The sequence below is a fragment of the Pseudomonas sp. Pseusp18 genome (genome assembly GCF_059506005.1).
Genome location: NZ_CP169240.1, coordinates 4,331,924 through 4,347,017 on the forward strand (window position 1 = coordinate 4,331,924; position 15,094 = coordinate 4,347,017).

At 58.7% G+C, this 15,094-nt stretch carries 16 protein-coding genes; 9 read left to right on the plus strand and 7 right to left on the minus strand.

Annotated elements, in window-relative coordinates:
* Positions 1-44: 44 nt before the first annotated feature.
* The gene (locus tag ACEN9A_RS19385) at positions 45-863 is read right to left on the minus strand and encodes a shikimate 5-dehydrogenase (RefSeq protein ID WP_258669741.1); all 819 of its coding nucleotides are present in this window, start codon (positions 861-863) and stop codon (positions 45-47) included.
* A 240-nt stretch (positions 864-1,103) separates the two neighbouring features.
* On the opposite strand from ACEN9A_RS19385, the gene ACEN9A_RS19390 reads away from it, so the two are divergent.
* The 3 genes from ACEN9A_RS19390 (at position 1,104) to ACEN9A_RS19400 (ending at position 2,144) form a co-directional block, all read left to right on the plus strand.
* Positions 1,104-1,472 carry a hypothetical protein gene (locus ACEN9A_RS19390; RefSeq protein WP_019579997.1) on the plus strand — a complete coding sequence of 123 codons (369 nt, stop codon included), beginning with the start codon at positions 1,104-1,106 and terminating at the stop codon, positions 1,470-1,472.
* Between the two features lie 193 nt (positions 1,473-1,665).
* Complete coding sequence (locus tag ACEN9A_RS19395) at positions 1,666-1,860, plus strand: hypothetical protein (RefSeq protein WP_007940421.1); 195 nt, start codon at positions 1,666-1,668, stop codon at positions 1,858-1,860.
* Positions 1,861-1,961: 101 nt separating this feature from the next.
* A complete protein-coding gene (locus tag ACEN9A_RS19400; protein WP_258669746.1) occupies positions 1,962-2,144 on the plus strand; it encodes a hypothetical protein in 183 nt (60 codons plus the stop codon).
* Here the strand turns inward: ACEN9A_RS19400 and ACEN9A_RS19405 are convergent.
* Positions 2,141-3,202 carry an AI-2E family transporter gene (locus tag ACEN9A_RS19405; RefSeq protein WP_258669760.1) on the minus strand — a complete coding sequence of 354 codons (1,062 nt, stop codon included), beginning with the start codon at positions 3,200-3,202 and terminating at the stop codon, positions 2,141-2,143. The genes ACEN9A_RS19400 and ACEN9A_RS19405 overlap by 4 nt on opposite strands.
* A 175-nt stretch (positions 3,203-3,377) precedes the next feature.
* Between ACEN9A_RS19405 and trhP the strand changes: the two genes are divergently transcribed.
* Positions 3,378-4,703: a prephenate-dependent tRNA uridine(34) hydroxylase TrhP gene (trhP, locus tag ACEN9A_RS19410; RefSeq protein WP_258669763.1), complete on the plus strand. Its 1,326-nt coding sequence runs from the start codon at positions 3,378-3,380 to the stop codon at positions 4,701-4,703.
* 38 nt (positions 4,704-4,741) lie between these two features.
* Here trhP and ACEN9A_RS19415 read toward each other — a convergent pair whose 3' ends face one another.
* Positions 4,742-5,458 (minus strand): FadR/GntR family transcriptional regulator, encoded by a 717-nt coding sequence (locus ACEN9A_RS19415; protein ID WP_258669767.1) that lies wholly within the window; start codon positions 5,456-5,458, stop codon positions 4,742-4,744.
* Positions 5,459-5,741: 283 nt separating this feature from the next.
* On the opposite strand from ACEN9A_RS19415, the gene ACEN9A_RS19420 reads away from it, so the two are divergent.
* On the plus strand, positions 5,742-7,088 hold the full coding sequence (locus ACEN9A_RS19420) for an MFS transporter (protein ID WP_258669781.1): 1,347 nt from the start codon (positions 5,742-5,744) through the stop codon (positions 7,086-7,088).
* A 22-nt stretch (positions 7,089-7,110) separates the two neighbouring features.
* Positions 7,111-8,454, plus strand: a complete 1,344-nt coding sequence (gudD, locus tag ACEN9A_RS19425) for a glucarate dehydratase (protein ID WP_258669793.1) — start codon at positions 7,111-7,113, stop codon at positions 8,452-8,454.
* Positions 8,455-8,494: 40 nt separating this feature from the next.
* On the opposite strand, the gene ACEN9A_RS19430 is transcribed toward gudD, so the two are convergent.
* Complete coding sequence (locus ACEN9A_RS19430; RefSeq protein ID WP_258669794.1) at positions 8,495-9,373, minus strand: LysR family transcriptional regulator; 879 nt, start codon at positions 9,371-9,373, stop codon at positions 8,495-8,497.
* Between the two features lie 160 nt (positions 9,374-9,533).
* Here ACEN9A_RS19430 and ampC point away from each other — a divergent pair, with 160 nt between their 5' ends.
* A complete protein-coding gene (gene ampC, locus ACEN9A_RS19435; RefSeq protein WP_309475219.1) occupies positions 9,534-10,688 on the plus strand; it encodes a class C beta-lactamase in 1,155 nt (384 codons plus the stop codon).
* Positions 10,689-10,830: 142 nt separating this feature from the next.
* Here the strand turns inward: ampC and ACEN9A_RS19440 are convergent, their stop codons facing one another.
* A complete protein-coding gene (locus ACEN9A_RS19440) occupies positions 10,831-11,376 on the minus strand; it encodes a DUF4174 domain-containing protein (protein ID WP_019579989.1) in 546 nt (181 codons plus the stop codon).
* 164 nt (positions 11,377-11,540) lie between these two features.
* Here ACEN9A_RS19440 and ACEN9A_RS19445 point away from each other — a divergent pair, with 164 nt between their 5' ends.
* Positions 11,541-11,936 (plus strand): VOC family protein, encoded by a 396-nt coding sequence (locus tag ACEN9A_RS19445; RefSeq protein WP_007939410.1) that lies wholly within the window; start codon positions 11,541-11,543, stop codon positions 11,934-11,936.
* Here the strand turns inward: ACEN9A_RS19445 and ACEN9A_RS19450 are convergent.
* Both ACEN9A_RS19450 and ACEN9A_RS19455 read right to left on the minus strand, forming a co-directional pair.
* Positions 11,918-12,703, minus strand: coding sequence for a sulfite exporter TauE/SafE family protein (locus ACEN9A_RS19450; RefSeq protein ID WP_019648385.1), 786 nt, complete (start codon positions 12,701-12,703; stop codon positions 11,918-11,920). The two genes, ACEN9A_RS19445 and ACEN9A_RS19450, sit on opposite strands and share 19 nt — an antisense overlap.
* Before the next feature lie 164 nt (positions 12,704-12,867).
* Positions 12,868-13,617: a hypothetical protein gene (locus ACEN9A_RS19455; RefSeq protein ID WP_026345722.1), complete on the minus strand. Its 750-nt coding sequence runs from the start codon at positions 13,615-13,617 to the stop codon at positions 12,868-12,870.
* A gap of 248 nt (positions 13,618-13,865) precedes the next feature.
* Here ACEN9A_RS19455 and ACEN9A_RS19460 point away from each other — a divergent pair, with 248 nt between their 5' ends.
* Entirely contained in the window at positions 13,866-15,014 is a 1,149-nt protein-coding gene (locus ACEN9A_RS19460) for an aldose epimerase family protein (protein WP_258669837.1), read from the plus strand.
* The last annotated feature ends 80 nt before the right edge of the window (positions 15,015-15,094 follow it).

Here is a 15,094-nt window from a genome sequence, read left to right on the forward strand (position 1 = left end):
CTTGCCCGCGAAGGGGCCAGTACAGCCAACACATTTGGGGATGATCAGCTCCGGGCAAACGCCACGGCCTTCTGAAACTGCTCATCGGTCGGTCGCACGCCGGTGTACAACACGAACTGTTCCAGCGCCTGGATCGCAATCACTTCGAGCCCGGTGATCACCCGTTTGCCTTCGGCACGAGCACGCACGATCAGCGGTGTTTCCGAGGGGATCGCCACCACATCGAAGACCGTTTCGGCGGTAGCAATGGCTTCAGGGGGAAACGCCAGTTGATCGGCTTCCGGGCCGCCGGTCATGCCGATTGGCGTGACGTTGATCAGCATCTGCGGGCGTTGAGCGCCCAGTTCCGCCTGCCATTGGTAACCCAGCGATTCAGCCAGGGCACGCCCGGCGCGTTCGTTACGGGCCACGATCAAGCCGTTTTTGTAGCCGCCATCGCGCAAGGCGCTGGCCACGGCCTTGGCCATGCCGCCGCTGCCGCGCAGGGCGAAGGTCGAATCCTTGGGCACCTGGTGGGTTTCAAGCAACTGGGCGACGGCGATGTAATCGGTGTTGTAGGCCTTGAGGTGGCCGTTGGTGTTGACGATAGTGTTGATCGATTGAATAGCCTCGGCCGATGCATCCAGCTCATCGACCAGCGCGATGCAGGCCTCCTTGAACGGCATCGACACGCCGCAACCCCGAATGCCCAACGCACGAATACCGCTGACAGCCCCCGTCAGGTCCTGGCTGCTGAAAGCCTTGTAGTAAAAATTCAGCCCCAGTTGTTCGTACAGATGATTGTGAAACCGCAGGCCGAAATTGCCGGGGCGCCCCGAGAGTGACATGCACAACTGGGTGTCTTTGTTGGGGTTCATCTGCATCCGAATCTCTCCTTCAATAGCACTTTCAGATGGACGGAATTAACAATTCCACCCGATTGTGGTCGATCATAAGGGTATGTCTGTACCAGACAGCACCGTAAAGAAACCGGTACAGACCTTACACAAAATTTACCCAACGGCTGTGCTGATTTTCAAAAAAACGCTGTCTTAGAAGTATCCCCGCGACAACTTGCGTCTATTGCAGACGCGAGCGCCGGGTCGAAGAACCGAGGACTTATCATGATCCGTAAAATCCCCACAGTAGCCTTGCTGATCGGTGCTCTCGCTATCGCAGGGCAGGCAGAAGCAGGTGGTCGTGGCTGGGAAGGTCCGGCTGTGTTTGGTGCGATCGTCGGCTCGGCAATCATCGGCTCGGCAATCATTGGTCGCGACCGGCCGGTGTATGTAGAACAACCGGTTTATGTTCAACCTCAACCGGTCTACGTACAGCCACCGCCTGTCTACTATCAACCGGCGCCGGTCTACGTCCAACAACCGATGTACTACCGCCCGGCACCGATTTATTACGGTCCACCACGCGGCTACTATGGCCCACCGCGCGGTTACTATGGCCATCCCCATGGTTATTACCGTGACGACCGCTGGTAACAAGACTCATCAGGCCCCGCCTCAACAGCGGGGCCTTTTTTGTGGCCGCAGGGTGAGCGAAGTCTGAATAAATCTCGTCAAGGTCGCTGTCGGGACAGTACCGGCAGGTAAAGTTGGTCATATTTATGTCATCACAGGCCCGCAAGCTTGATCTGTCCATAAACAACAGTTTGATAAAAACAAGGACGACGCCATGCCCACACAAAACCCGCACCGCATTGTCGGCTTGTGCACTTCCAGCAAGGTGTACAACGCACTGACCGAGCTCAAGCACCTGGAAGGCCATCGCAGCGCCAAGTTTCTCTCGCTGCTGACGCAAAACCTGGTGCGCAAAGGCCTGCTCAATGAACAGGAAGTCATGCATATGCTCGATCAAGTCGTGGACTGACCGCCAACACTCACCGGCATCAATGACGACTATCGAAAGCGTTGATTGTCCGTTCAAGCGTCCGATCCGTAAGGTAGCCCCATAGATTGATGGAGGTACTTATGGCTCAGGTTCAGATTATGTCCGTTATCGGCAGCGCCGTTCCCGCACAACTCAGAGCGCTGGGATTGCTCGCCTGCTGGTATCTGGTGCAGGACGGCGAACCGATCAGCGGTCCGCTCACTTCGCTTCCCGACGCCCAGGCCCTGTCGCAACGCATCGGTTCAGGCCAGCTCAGCGCTTAAGGCAGCTGAACCCGCTGTTTGGTATCGACGAAAATCGCCCAGCTCGACATGAACAATGCGGCAATCAACGGGCCGATGACAAAACCGTTCAGGCCGAAAATCGCCAGGCCGCCGAGGGTCGAGATGAGAATCAGGTAGTCGGGCATTTTGGTGTCCTTGCCCACCAGGATCGGTCGCAGGACATTGTCCACCAACCCGATCACGAACACCCCGAACAACGCGAGCACCGTGCCCTGCCAGATCGCACCGCTGAGCAGGAAGTACGCCGCCACCGGCACCCAGACGATGCCCGCCCCCACCGCCGGCAACAACGACAGGAATGCCATCAACACCGCCCAGAGCAGCACGCTCGGGATATCCAGAAACCAGAAAATCAACCCGCCCAACGCCCCTTGCGTGATCGACACCAGCAAACTGCCCTTCACCGTGGCCCGCACCACCCGATTGAATTTGAGTTGCAAGCGACGCTTCTGGTTATCTTCCAGCGGTATCGCCGCGCGTACTTTGCGCGCCAGTTCGGAGCCGTCCCGCAGAAAGAAAAACAGCAGATACAGCATGATGAAAAAGCCCACCACGAAATCGAACGTCCCCTGGCCAAAACTGAACGCCTGGGACGCCAGAAATTGACTGCCTTGCATCATGCTCTTGATGATTTTCTCGCGAAGCCCGCTCAGCTCACCCATGCCGAAACGATCGAGCAAGTGCTGAAAGTACAGCGGCAGGCTGTGCTTGAACTGCGACACATGCCCGGCAATGTCCAGTTCGCCGCTTTCGATTCGGCCATAAAGCGCCGCGCCCTCCTGAACCAGCAAGGTACTGATGATGATTACCGGCAGGATCGCAATCAGCACACACAGACTCAAGGTGCACAGGGCCGTCAGGTTGCGTGACCAACCAAATTTCAGCTGCAATTGATGCTGCAAGGGCGCAAACAGAATGCCGAGGATGGCCGCCCAGAACACCGCACCGTAGAACGGCAGCAGAATCCAGACGAAGGCAACGGTCACCACAGCCAGCAAGACCATCAGCGAAGTGTTCTGGAGCTTCGTTTCGTTCATGTCCGGTCCATGCCAATGCGCAGAGGCGAAAATTCGCGTCCTTATGTTTAGTCCGCCACGGTTGGCGCGAGTGCCATCTGTTTGTTGGTCAAGCATAGATCCAGATCAATAAACCCCGCGTGCAGGCCGCTTACCCTTGCCGGCTTTTGCGATCGACACTGCCATGACTTGCGCCATGCCACTCATCCCCCCGGAACTGCTCGCCCCTGCCGGCACCCTGAAAAACATGCGTTATGCCTTCGCCTACGGTGCCGATGCGGTATACGCCGGCCAGCCGCGCTACAGCCTGCGGGTGCGCAATAACGAATTCGATCACGCCAACCTCGCGCTCGGCATCAGCGAGGCCCAGGCCCAGGGCAAACGCTTCTATGTAGTGGTGAACATCGCCCCGCACAACGCCAAGCTGAAAACGTTCCTCAAGGACCTGGAGCCGATAATCGGCATGGCGCCGGACGCGCTGATCATGTCCGACCCCGGCCTGATCATGCTGGTGCGCCGACACTTCCCGCAGATGCCGATCCACCTGTCGGTGCAAGCCAACACGGTGAACTGGGCCAGCGTCGAGTTCTGGCAGCAACAGGGCTTGAGCCGGATCATCCTGTCCCGCGAACTGTCGCTGGAAGAAATCGCCGAAATCCGCCAGCACGTCCCGGCGATGGAGCTGGAAGTGTTTGTGCACGGCGCGTTGTGCATGGCCTATTCCGGGCGCTGCCTGTTGTCGGGCTACATGAACAAGCGTGACGCCAATCAGGGCAGCTGCACCAATGCCTGCCGCTGGAAATACTCGGCGACACCGGCCAGCGAAAATCAACTGGGTGAAATCGTCCAGCACCACTCACCCGAACCCACCCTGGGCCTCGGCACGCCGACCGATCAGGTGTTCCTGTTGCAAGAGGCCAATCGCCCCGGCGAACTGATGCCGGCATTCGAGGATGAACACGGCACCTACATCATGAACGCCAAGGACCTGCGTGCCGTCCAGCACGTCGAGCGCCTGACACAGATGGGCGTGCATTCACTGAAGATCGAAGGCCGGACCAAATCGCATTTCTATTGCGCGCGCACCACCCAGGTTTACCGCCGCGCGATCGACGATGCGGTGGCTGGCCGGGTGTTCGATCGCAGCTTGATGACTGATCTGGAGTCCCTCGCTCAGCGCGGCTACACCGAAGGTTTTCTGCGCCGGCACGTGCATGACGAATACCAGAACTACCAGAACGGCAGCTCGGTTTCAGAGCGCCAACAGTTCGTTGGGGAGTTGACCGGCGAACGCCGTGACCGGCTGGCCGAGGTGCGGGTGAAGAATCGTTTTGGCCTGGGCGATCACATGGAATTGATGACGCCCAAGGGCAACTTCCACTTCGACCTGCATCAACTGCAGAACCTTAGAGGCGAGACGATAGAAGTGGCGCCAGGGGATGGGCATACGGTGTATTTGCCAATTCCGGATGCGGTGGATTTGCGGTTTGGATTGTTGATGCGCGATGTTGGTGTGAGTTAAGAAACCTGAGCGACGAGCCCCCCCTAAGCACTGACGAATCAGCTGCCGCCCGCCGAAAAGCGGTCGCGGCTGTTGGTCAGGTGCAACCACATCGCCGCCCGCGCAGCATCCGGATCCTGGCGCTTGATGGCGTTGAGAATCGCCTCGTGTTCGAGGTTGGCGAGTTGCCCCAGCTTGCTCAAATCCGCTGACCCGCGCTCGGCGGCATTGACGCGGGTGCGGGGAATCATCGCATTGCCCAAGTGCTGCATGATCTCGGTGAAGCACACGTTGCCGGTGGCTTCGGCGATCAGCAGGTGGAAACGTTTGTCGGCCTCGACGCAGCTGTCGTTGTTGGCCAGCAAACTTTGATAGTCATCCAGCGCTTCACGCATCTGCGCCAATTGCTGATCGGTGCGACGCACCGCTGCCAGCGCGGCGGCCTGGGTTTCCAGGCCCATGCGCAACTCCAGAATACTGCGCACGCCCAGCGCGGTATCGACATTCAGCCGCAACCCCTGCTCCGGTGCGCGCTCGATGACAAAGGTGCCGATGCCGTGACGGGTTTCCACCAGCCCTGAAGCCTGCAATTTCGAAATCGCCTCGCGCACCACCGTGCGGCTGACCCCATGCTCCTGAACAATCGAGTTCTCCGAAGGCAGCTTATCCCCCGGCAGCATCTGGCCGAGCAGGATGCTCTGGGTCAGCTTGGCCACCAGGTCATGGGCCAGGTTGTGAGCGCGCTTTCGGGCGGGTGCGTCGATCTCTTCTTGCATGGTGATTATCCGTAAAGCAGGGCTACCCGGATCGTAGCACCGGAATCGCCTGGAATCTTCAGAAAACAGCACCAAACTTGTATGACAACACTCAACAAATTGACCACTCCAACACCATCAAAGCCCCGCGCCCGACCACAAAAAGCATAGAAACCACCAAACAAATAGCCATTTTATTGGACCAAAGCGCTTGTCGAATCAAAAAAACCAGTTGTATGATGTCTATCAACAACGCAACATCCAGCCACACCCCGCATAAAAATAACGAGTGGGAGAAAAACAAGTGAATACATCCATACCAGGGATGCACGATGGCGCTGATTCGGTCCTGAAGTCCGCCATCTCGAAAGTGAAACGCCACGTCCTGCCGCTGTTCGTGATCATGTTCATCGTCAACTACATCGACCGCGTGAACATCGGCTTCGTCCGCGCCCACATGGAACATGACTTAGGGATTGGCGCTGCCGCCTACGGCCTCGGTGCCGGTCTGTTCTTCATCGGTTACGCGCTGTTCGAAGTCCCCTCAAACATCCTCCTGCAAAAAGTCGGCGCGCGAATCTGGCTGACCCGCATCATGCTGACCTGGGGCCTGGTGGCCGCCTGCATGGCGTTCATCCAGAACGAAACCCACTTCTACATCCTGCGTTTTCTGCTCGGCGTGGCTGAAGCCGGGTTCTTTCCCGGGGTGATCTATTACTTCACCCGCTGGTTGCCCGGTGTGGAACGCGGCAAGGCGATTGCGATCTTCCTCAGCGGCTCGGCGATTGCTTCGCTGATCTCCGGCCCGCTGTCGGGGCTGCTGCTGCAAATCAACGGTTTGGGCATGCACGGCTGGCAGTGGATGTACTTCATCGAGGGCATGTTCTCGGTCGGGTTATGCGTGTTCGTCTGGTGCTGGCTGGACTCCAAACCCCACGACGCCAAATGGCTGACCCTGGCTGAACAGGACGCGCTGGTCAAAGCCATCGATGACGAACAACTGGCCCGCGAAGCCGCGACGCCGATCAAACCGTCGCTGGGCACACTGCTCAAGGATCGCCAGATCATTCTGTTCTGCCTGATCTACTTCTTCATTCAATTGACTATCTATGCCGCGACTTTCTGGCTGCCAAGCATCATCAAGAAAATGGGCGACCTGAGCGACATCCAGGTCGGCTTGTTCAACTCGATTCCGTGGTTGCTGTCGATCGTCGGCATGTACGCCTTTGCCTCGCTGTCGGGCAAATGGAAGCACCAGCAAGCCTGGGTCGCCACTGCCCTGCTGATCGCTGCGGCGGGGATGTTCATGTCCACCACCGGCGGGCCGATCTTCGCCTTTGTTGCGATCTGCTTCGCCGCACTGGGTTTCAAATCGGCTTCGTCACTGTTCTGGCCGATTCCCCAGGCGTACCTGGATGCGCGGATCGCTGCCGGCGTGATCGCGCTGATCAACTCGGTGGGCAACCTCGGCGGCTTCGTGGCGCCGACCACTTTCGGTTTGCTGGAAGAGCACACCGGTTCAATCCAGGGCGGGCTCTACGGCCTGGCCGCCACCTCGATCATCGCCGCGATCATCGTCTTCGCCGCGCGCAATAAACCGAAACCCGTACCGGCCGTTGCACTGGGCAAACCAGCGCCGAATCACGCTTGAACATTGGTTTAAAGGACAAAAAATGAACCCACAAGAAGCCGCAAAAGCCCCGATCATCACCAGCATGCAGGTTGTGCCGGTGGCCGGCCACGATGGCATGCTGCTCAACCTGAGCGGTGCCCACGGCCCGTTCTTCACCCGCAATATCGTGATCCTCAAAGACAACGCCGGCCACACCGGCGTCGGCGAAGTACCCGGTGGCGAGCGCATTCGCCAGACCCTGGAAGACGCGCGCGCACTGGTGATCGGCAGCCCGATCGGCACTTACCAGAAGATCCTCAATCAAGTGCGCCAGACCTTCGCCGATCGCGATGCCGGCGGTCGCGGTTTGCAGACGTTTGACCTGCGTATCACCATTCACGCGGTCACCGGCCTGGAAGCCGCCCTGCTCGACTTGCTTGGCCAGCACCTGGACGTGCCGGTCGCCGCTTTGCTCGGCGAAGGTCAGCAGCGTGATGAAGTGAAAATGCTCGGCTACCTGTTTTACGTCGGTGATCGCAACGAAACCAATCTGGCTTATCGCGATGAGCCGGATGCCGACAATGACTGGTTCCGCGTACGTCACGAAAAAGCCATGAGCGCCGACGCCGTGGTGCGCCTGGCGGTCGCCGCTCACGCCCGCTATGGCTTCAAGGACTTCAAACTCAAGGGCGGCGTGTTGAGCGGCGACGAGGAAATCGAAGCGGTCACGGCCCTCGCCGAGCGCTTTCCAGATGCGCGCATCACCCTCGATCCGAATGGCGCCTGGTCGCTCAAGGACGCGATCCGCCTGTGCCGGGATCAGCATCACGTTCTGGCTTATGCCGAAGACCCGTGCGGGGCGGAAAACGGTTACTCGGGCCGTGAAGTCATGGCCGAGTTTCGTCGGGCCACGGGCCTGAAAACCGCGACCAACATGATCGCCACCGACTGGCGGGAAATGGGCCACGCGATCCAGTTGCAGTCGGTGGACATTCCCTTGGCCGACCCGCACTTCTGGACGATGCAGGGCTCGGTGCGGGTGGCGCAGATGTGCCATGAATGGGGCCTGACCTGGGGCTCGCATTCCAACAACCACTTCGATATTTCCCTGGCCATGTTCACCCACGTCGCGGCCGCCGCGCCGGGCGAGATCACGGCCATCGACACCCACTGGATCTGGCAGGACGGCCAGCGCCTGACCAAGGCACCGCTGCAAATCGTCGACGGCTGCGTGCAAGTACCGAAAAAACCTGGCCTGGGGGTTGAGCTGGACATGGATCAACTGGCCAAGGCCCATGAGCTGTACAAAAGCATGGGGCTCGGCGCGCGGGACGACAGCGTGGCGATGCAGTTTCTGATTCCGGGATGGAAGTTCGATAACAAGCGGCCGTGCCTGGTGCGCTAAACCTCTGGAAACACCGCTCCCACAAGGAGTGGTGTTCACACTATTTCATCTGGGCCGCTTGCAGCAGCCAGCCCCGGAACACCGCCATCGCCGACGTTTCGGGGCGCGACTGCAAGCGGGTCAGCCAGTAGCTGCCGGTGGTGATCCCGATGGCGAACGGTTGCTCGATTGCGCCCGCCGCCAGTTGCCGGGCAAACATCAGCGGCGGCGCCAATGCCACACCTGCACCTTGCAACGCAGCCTCCATCATCGCCAGAGAGGAATCGAAGACGATGCTCCGGGGCAGCACGGCATGGGCCGAAAGACCGGTCGCCTGAAACCACTCCGGCCACTCATCCGTGCGATAGGAGCGCAACAGTGTTTGTTGCAACAGATCCTCTGGCGCCTGCAATTGCCGGGCGATCTCCGGCACACAGAGCACCGACAGTGGTGCCTCGATCAACCGCACCGCTTCAATTCCATGCCACGCCCCCGCACCAAAGCGAATGGCGTAATCCAGACCTTCAGCGGCCACGTCCACCCGGTTGTTATTAGTCGACAGGCGCAAATCTATGTACGGATGTTTCTGCTGAAAATCCGCCAATCGCGGCAACAGCCAACCGACCGCGAACGTCCCCACGGCGCCCACCGTCAACACTTCACGAAAATGCCCACCCTCGAAACGCTCCAGGGTTTCGGCAATCCGGTCGAAGGATTCGCGCAATACCGGCAACAGCGTTTCACCTTCGCTGGTCAGCATCAGGCCGCGGGGCAGGCGTTTGAACAAAGTCACGTTAAGCTGGGCTTCAAGACTTTTGACCTGATGGCTCACCGCCGCCTGCGTGACGCACAACTCCACGGCCGCCCGGGTGAAACTCAAATGGCGCGCCGAAGCCTCGAAAGCACGCAACGCATTCAGCGGCAAATGAGGTCGAATCATGCCAGCCCCCAAAATTTTCTAATGGCTCATCCGAAATATCGTCGTTTGCCGGTCTTCGCCAAACTGCCTAGATTTGGCTCGCCCAACAGCGGACCGCCTTGAAAGACCGCTCGGAGTGTAGCGGTTAACACCACGAACAATCATGGACAGCGTCTCAATCATGCGTAAAAAAAATCAGAAGAAACTCATATCCTACAGCGCTTTCGCACTTCTCCTCGGTGCCAGCCACAGCTTTGCTGACGAGCGCATCGAAACCATCGTTAAAGCCGCCATCGAACCGGTGATGCAGCAACAGAAGATCCCCGGCCTCGCGGTCGCAATCACCGTCCATGGTCAGCCGCATTACTTTAACTACGGCGTGGCCTCGAAAGAAAACGGTAATGCCGTCACCGAAAACACCCTGTTCGAGATCGGTTCGGTGAGCAAAACCTTCACCGCCACTCTCGCCGCCTATGCCCAGGCGAGCGGCAAACTGTCCTTGTCGGACAACGCCAGTCAGGTGCTGCCAGCCTTGCGCGGCAGCGCGTTCGACAACATCAGCGTGCTGCAACTCGGCACCTACACCGCCGGCGGCCTGCCCCTGCAATTCCCCAGCGAGGCAGACCATCAGGACAAAATGCTCGGCTATTTCAAGCAGTGGAAACCCACCTACGCCGCCGGCACTCGTCGCCAGTATTCAAACCCCAGCCTTGGGCTGTTCGGTTATCTTGCAGCCCAAAGCATGGGGGCTCCGTTCGATGAGCTGATGGAAAAAACCTTGTTGCCGAAACTCGGCCTCAAGCACAGCTACCTCAAGGTGCCGCAGGATCAGATGGGGCTTTACGCCCAGGGTTACAGCAAGGATGACAAACCTGTGCGGGTCGAGCCGGGTGCGCTGGATTCCGAAGCGTACGGCGTGAAAACCAGCGCCACAGACCTGCTTCGCTATGTTGAGGCAAACATGAATCCCGCGTCGCTGGAAAAGCCTTTGCAGCAAGCGATCGCCATCACTCATACCGGTTACTACACGGTTGGTGGCATGACTCAAGGGCTGGGGTGGGAGCTCTACAACTACCCGGTGAAGCTCGACACATTGCTGGCTGGCAACTCGTCGCAGATGGCGATGGAGGCTCATGAAGTCCAGTGGCTGACCCCACCGCAACCTCAACGCGACACTGTGCTGATCAACAAAACCGGCTCAACCGGCGGCTTCGGCGCCTACGTTGCTTTTATCCCGGCGAAGGACATCGGCATCGTGATCCTGGCCAACAAAAACTACCCGAATCCGGAGCGGATCAAAATCGCTCACAAAATATTGAGTGCGCTGGCCGATTGATCCCAGTAACCCGACAAGCCCCCTCGCCACAGGGTTACCTCACAATGGATCACCAAGTTTCAGATTTCCGTTGGCAAACAAAATGGGCGACCTGTTGGGGTCGCCCATTGGGGTAAGCCTTCTCACCACTACTCAACTCAATTCAATCATCCGGTTGCTCAGCTGGTTTGGCAGGCTTCGCCGGTTTGCCTTTGGTACCTTTAGCACCTTTGACCGGTGCGACTTCAGCCACCGGCGCTGGCACCGGTACCGTTGCTTCCTTCTCGGCCGTCGGCAGCTGGTCGACGGTGTTGAATATCTCTTTCAACTCGACCGCATCCGACTGCTCAAGCTTCTTTTCGCCATCCTTGCCGATCAGGATGATTTTGCTCTTCGCGCCGGCGCCCAGTTTGAGCGAGCGGATCAGCGCCATCGTCGATTGCGGGTCGAGGTCTTTGCCGTCCCGTTGGCCCATCGTATTGATCACGGTGTACAGCACCATGTTTCGATCGGTGAAGCCCTTGCGGTTGGCAGAGTCGTCCAGTGATTTTTTCAGGTTGAGCCAAACCGGGTCCACCGAACTGGGCGCGATGACAATCAGGGGTCGAGCCCGGCCCACGTCTTTAACCAGAGGGGAATCGTCATCGGCGGCGAATGAAGGACCGACGAAAGCCAACAGGGTAGCCAGGGTCAAAGACCTGATGAGCATGCGCATCTCCTTTTGATATCCACGCTCTAATGATTGCGCATCGCGGTGATCGTTCCGGGCGATGCACCGCGATTGTGTTCCGCCTTGCCCAAGCTTAGGTCAGGGCGGTCATTGCGCAACAGCCTGAGCTAATCTCATAGCTGATTCATCGTGAGGGTTTATCCATGAGCGCTCAGCTGAACCACACCATCGTCTGGTGCCGTGACAAACAGGTTTCGGCACGCTACCTGACCGACCTCCTCGGCCTGCCTGATCCCGAGCCGTTCGGGCCGATGCTGGTGGTCAAGTTCGATAACGGGGTGTCGCTGGATTTCTACAACAACGACCCGCCCATCGCGTCCCAGCACTATGCGTTCTTGATTGGTGACGACGACTTCGATGCGGCCTTCGCTCGCCTGCAGGCGATCAAGCAGCCGTGGTGGGCCGACCCCGGTAAGCAGCGGCCCAACGAGATCAACGATTACGCCGGTGGCCGGCGGGTGTATTTCGATGACCCGGACGGGCATCTGCTGGAGATTTTTACTCGGGAAGCGGTATCGGATCAGAACGCCAGTTTGTAGCCGATCAGCACCAGCATCGTCGCCAGGCACGGACGCAGCAGTTCGTCGGAGATGCGCCCGGTCAAATGGCTGCCCAGGTAAATCCCTGGCAGCGAACCAACCAGCAAGAAGCCCAGGACGTGCCAGTCCATGTTACCCATGCTCGCATGGCCGAGGCCGGCGACCAGGGTCAGGGGCACCGCATGGGCGATTTCGGTGCCGACCAGGCGACGAGTGGGCAGCAGCGGATACAGGATGAACAGCGCAACGGTGCCCAGGGCGCCGGCGCCGATGGAAGTCAGGGCCACCATGGTGCCTAGCACCAGACCGGTGATCACGGTCAGTGCATTCAACCGGGAGCCGCTGGGGTTGTATTGGCCACCCGCCCGTTTGTGAGCGAAATCGAGCAAGCGTTTCTTGAAGAAAATCGCCAGCGCCGTGGCGAACAATACGAAGCCCAGCGCCTGTTTGATGACGGCGTTCATCGCCTCGGGCGAGGTTTGCAAAGTGCTCAGGAACCACAGCGTCAAGGCTACCGCCGGCACACTGCCGAGGGTCAGCCAACCGGTGATCGCCCAGTCGATGTTCTTGTTCTTGCGATGAACCAGCACACCACTGGATTTGGTAATGGCCGCGTACAGCAAGTCCGTGCCCACCGCCGTGGCCGGGTTTACGCCGAACCACAGCAGGATCGGCGTCATCAACGAACCGCCCCCAACACCGGTCATGCCGACAATAAAGCCGACCACCAGACCCGCTACGACCAACCCGAAATTACCGAAATCCATTAATACGCCCAGAAATTCGCAGGAAACAAACCGGTCAGCAGCATAGCGATTTTTCTTATAACCACATATATCGATGCGGTCTATCGTTATGCCAATTCACCGATTTGAAACAGCGACTTCCCCCTCAATACCAACCCCACAAGAATTGCGCTTTATCCGACATCTCACTGCACCGGCAAAAAATTCAGGAACAGCAGACTCTGGGCGTAGTTCAGGCCGATCCGCCGGTACCGCTCGTCGAGCATCTGGGTCAGCAGGTCCAGTCGCGCGACGATTTTGCCGAACTCCACGGCAAAGCTCAGGTTGCTGCCCTCCTCCGAGATTTCGTTGGAAAACAGCAAGGGCTCGCCTTGCCTGTTTTGCCGCTGGCTCAAGATCCAGGTGGCTTTTTCGATGTTGCGCGCAGCATTGCTGACGAAGGTCGGGTTGAGCGCATCCGTCATGTAGAACTCCAGTCGATTGCCATGGGCCGTCACCAGCATGCTGCCGATGGCATAGATGAACGCGCCGACCCGGTCACCGAGGAATTCCGGGCTCATGGCAAAGCTCAGCGCCGCGAGGTCTTTTTTGCCGCCGAGGGTGGGCAGCGGCTCTTGCTGTTCGATGGCCATGCGCACCTGCTTTTCTGCGGTGCCGACATCGAGGAAGCCGGATTTTTTCAGCTCCTGCGGGTTGCGCAGGTAGAGCTTGTTCATCAGCAGGTAGAGGCTTTCGAGGTTGTCGCGCATCGTCAGGGTCGCCATGCGGTCGACGCTGGTCTGGAGGAATTCCTGGGGTTTGCCATCGCGAAACTGGCTGATGACATCGTTGCCCGGCTGATGGCTGCAACCACTGGCGAGGAGCATCGACAGGCTTATCAGCAGCAAGCAATGACGGCGAATGTGCAGGGTAAAACGGGGTAAAACTCGAGCCATGGGTTCTTGAACTTGGGCATGGGCCGGCGGTGGGGATCGCCGCAGGCTGCCCAAGGATAGAACCGTGAAAGCTGGAAAAGTGCAGTGCCGGTGGTCCGTAAGCGCTGGTCACCCTGAAAGCGCCCCTCATTAGTAATGCTTTTTAATTGCATTACTCAAGACATAGACTATAAATCCTTCCTTGATCGCGCTAAAGCACGATCATTAGTATGACTACTTCTTAAAAACAACAAAAAGGAAGGTCAACCATGCTTCAATCCCGACACCTGCTCTCCGGCCTCGGACTCTCCCTGATGATCGCCACCCTCTCCGCTCACGCCACTGGTTTGTCCAGCGAACAAAAAGCCTTCGGCAAAACCAATGACGGCACACCCGTCGAGCAATACATTTTGCGCAACAGCCATGGCCTGCAGGCCACGGTCATTACCTACGGCGGGATTCTCCAGTCGCTGAAAGTGCCGGACAAAAACGGCAAGCTCGACGATGTGGTGCTCGGCTTCGATGACGTACAGAGTTATCAAAGCGGCAAGGCGTTCTTCGGCGCGACCATCGGCCGCTTCGGCAATCGCCTGGCCAACGGCGCCTTCGAGCTGGATGGCAAGCGCTTTCAAGTGCCGCTCAACGACGGCAGCAATTCGCTGCACGGCGGGGCTCAAGGTTTCGACAAGCGGGTGTGGAAAGCCGAACCGAGCAAGGGCAAGGATTCGGTGGGTGTGACGCTGACGTACCTGTCCTCGGATGGCGAAATGGGTTTCCCCGGCAACCTGAAAACCGAGGTCACCTACAGCCTCACCGAGAACAATGAGCTGCGCATCGACTACAAGGCCAGCACCGATAAGCCCACGGTGCTGAACCTGACCAACCACAGCTATTTCAACCTCGCCGGCGCGGGTAACGGCGATGTGCTGAAGCAGTTGGCGACCTTGCACGCCGCCCGTTACACGCCAGTCACCGGCAAACTGATCCCCACCGGTGAGCTGGCCCCGGTCGCCGGCACGCCGATGGACTTCACTCAACCGACCGCCATCGGTCAACACATCAAGGCCGATCACCCGCAGTTGAAATTCGCCGAACCGAAACACGGCGGTTTTGACTTCAACTGGGTGCTGGATGCCAAGGGCGACCTGGGCAAACTCGCCGCCGATGTCAGCGATCCGCAATCCGGCCGTCGCTTGCAGCTCTATACCACCGAACCTGGCGTACAGTTCTACACCAGCAACTTCCTCGACGGCTCGGTCAAGGGCAAGGCCGGCAAGATTTACCCGCATTGGGGTGCCTTTACTCTGGAAACCCAGCATTATCCGGACTCGCCGAACCAGCCGAGCTTCCCGTCCACGCGGCTGGATCCGGGCAAGACCTATGCCCAGACCACGGTGTTCAGGTTCTCCGCCCGGTAGATCAAAAGATCGCAGCCTTCGGCAGCTCCGATATCGCGGGTACACCCCGCCCCCGCGGGCTGCGATCTTTCATGATGGCA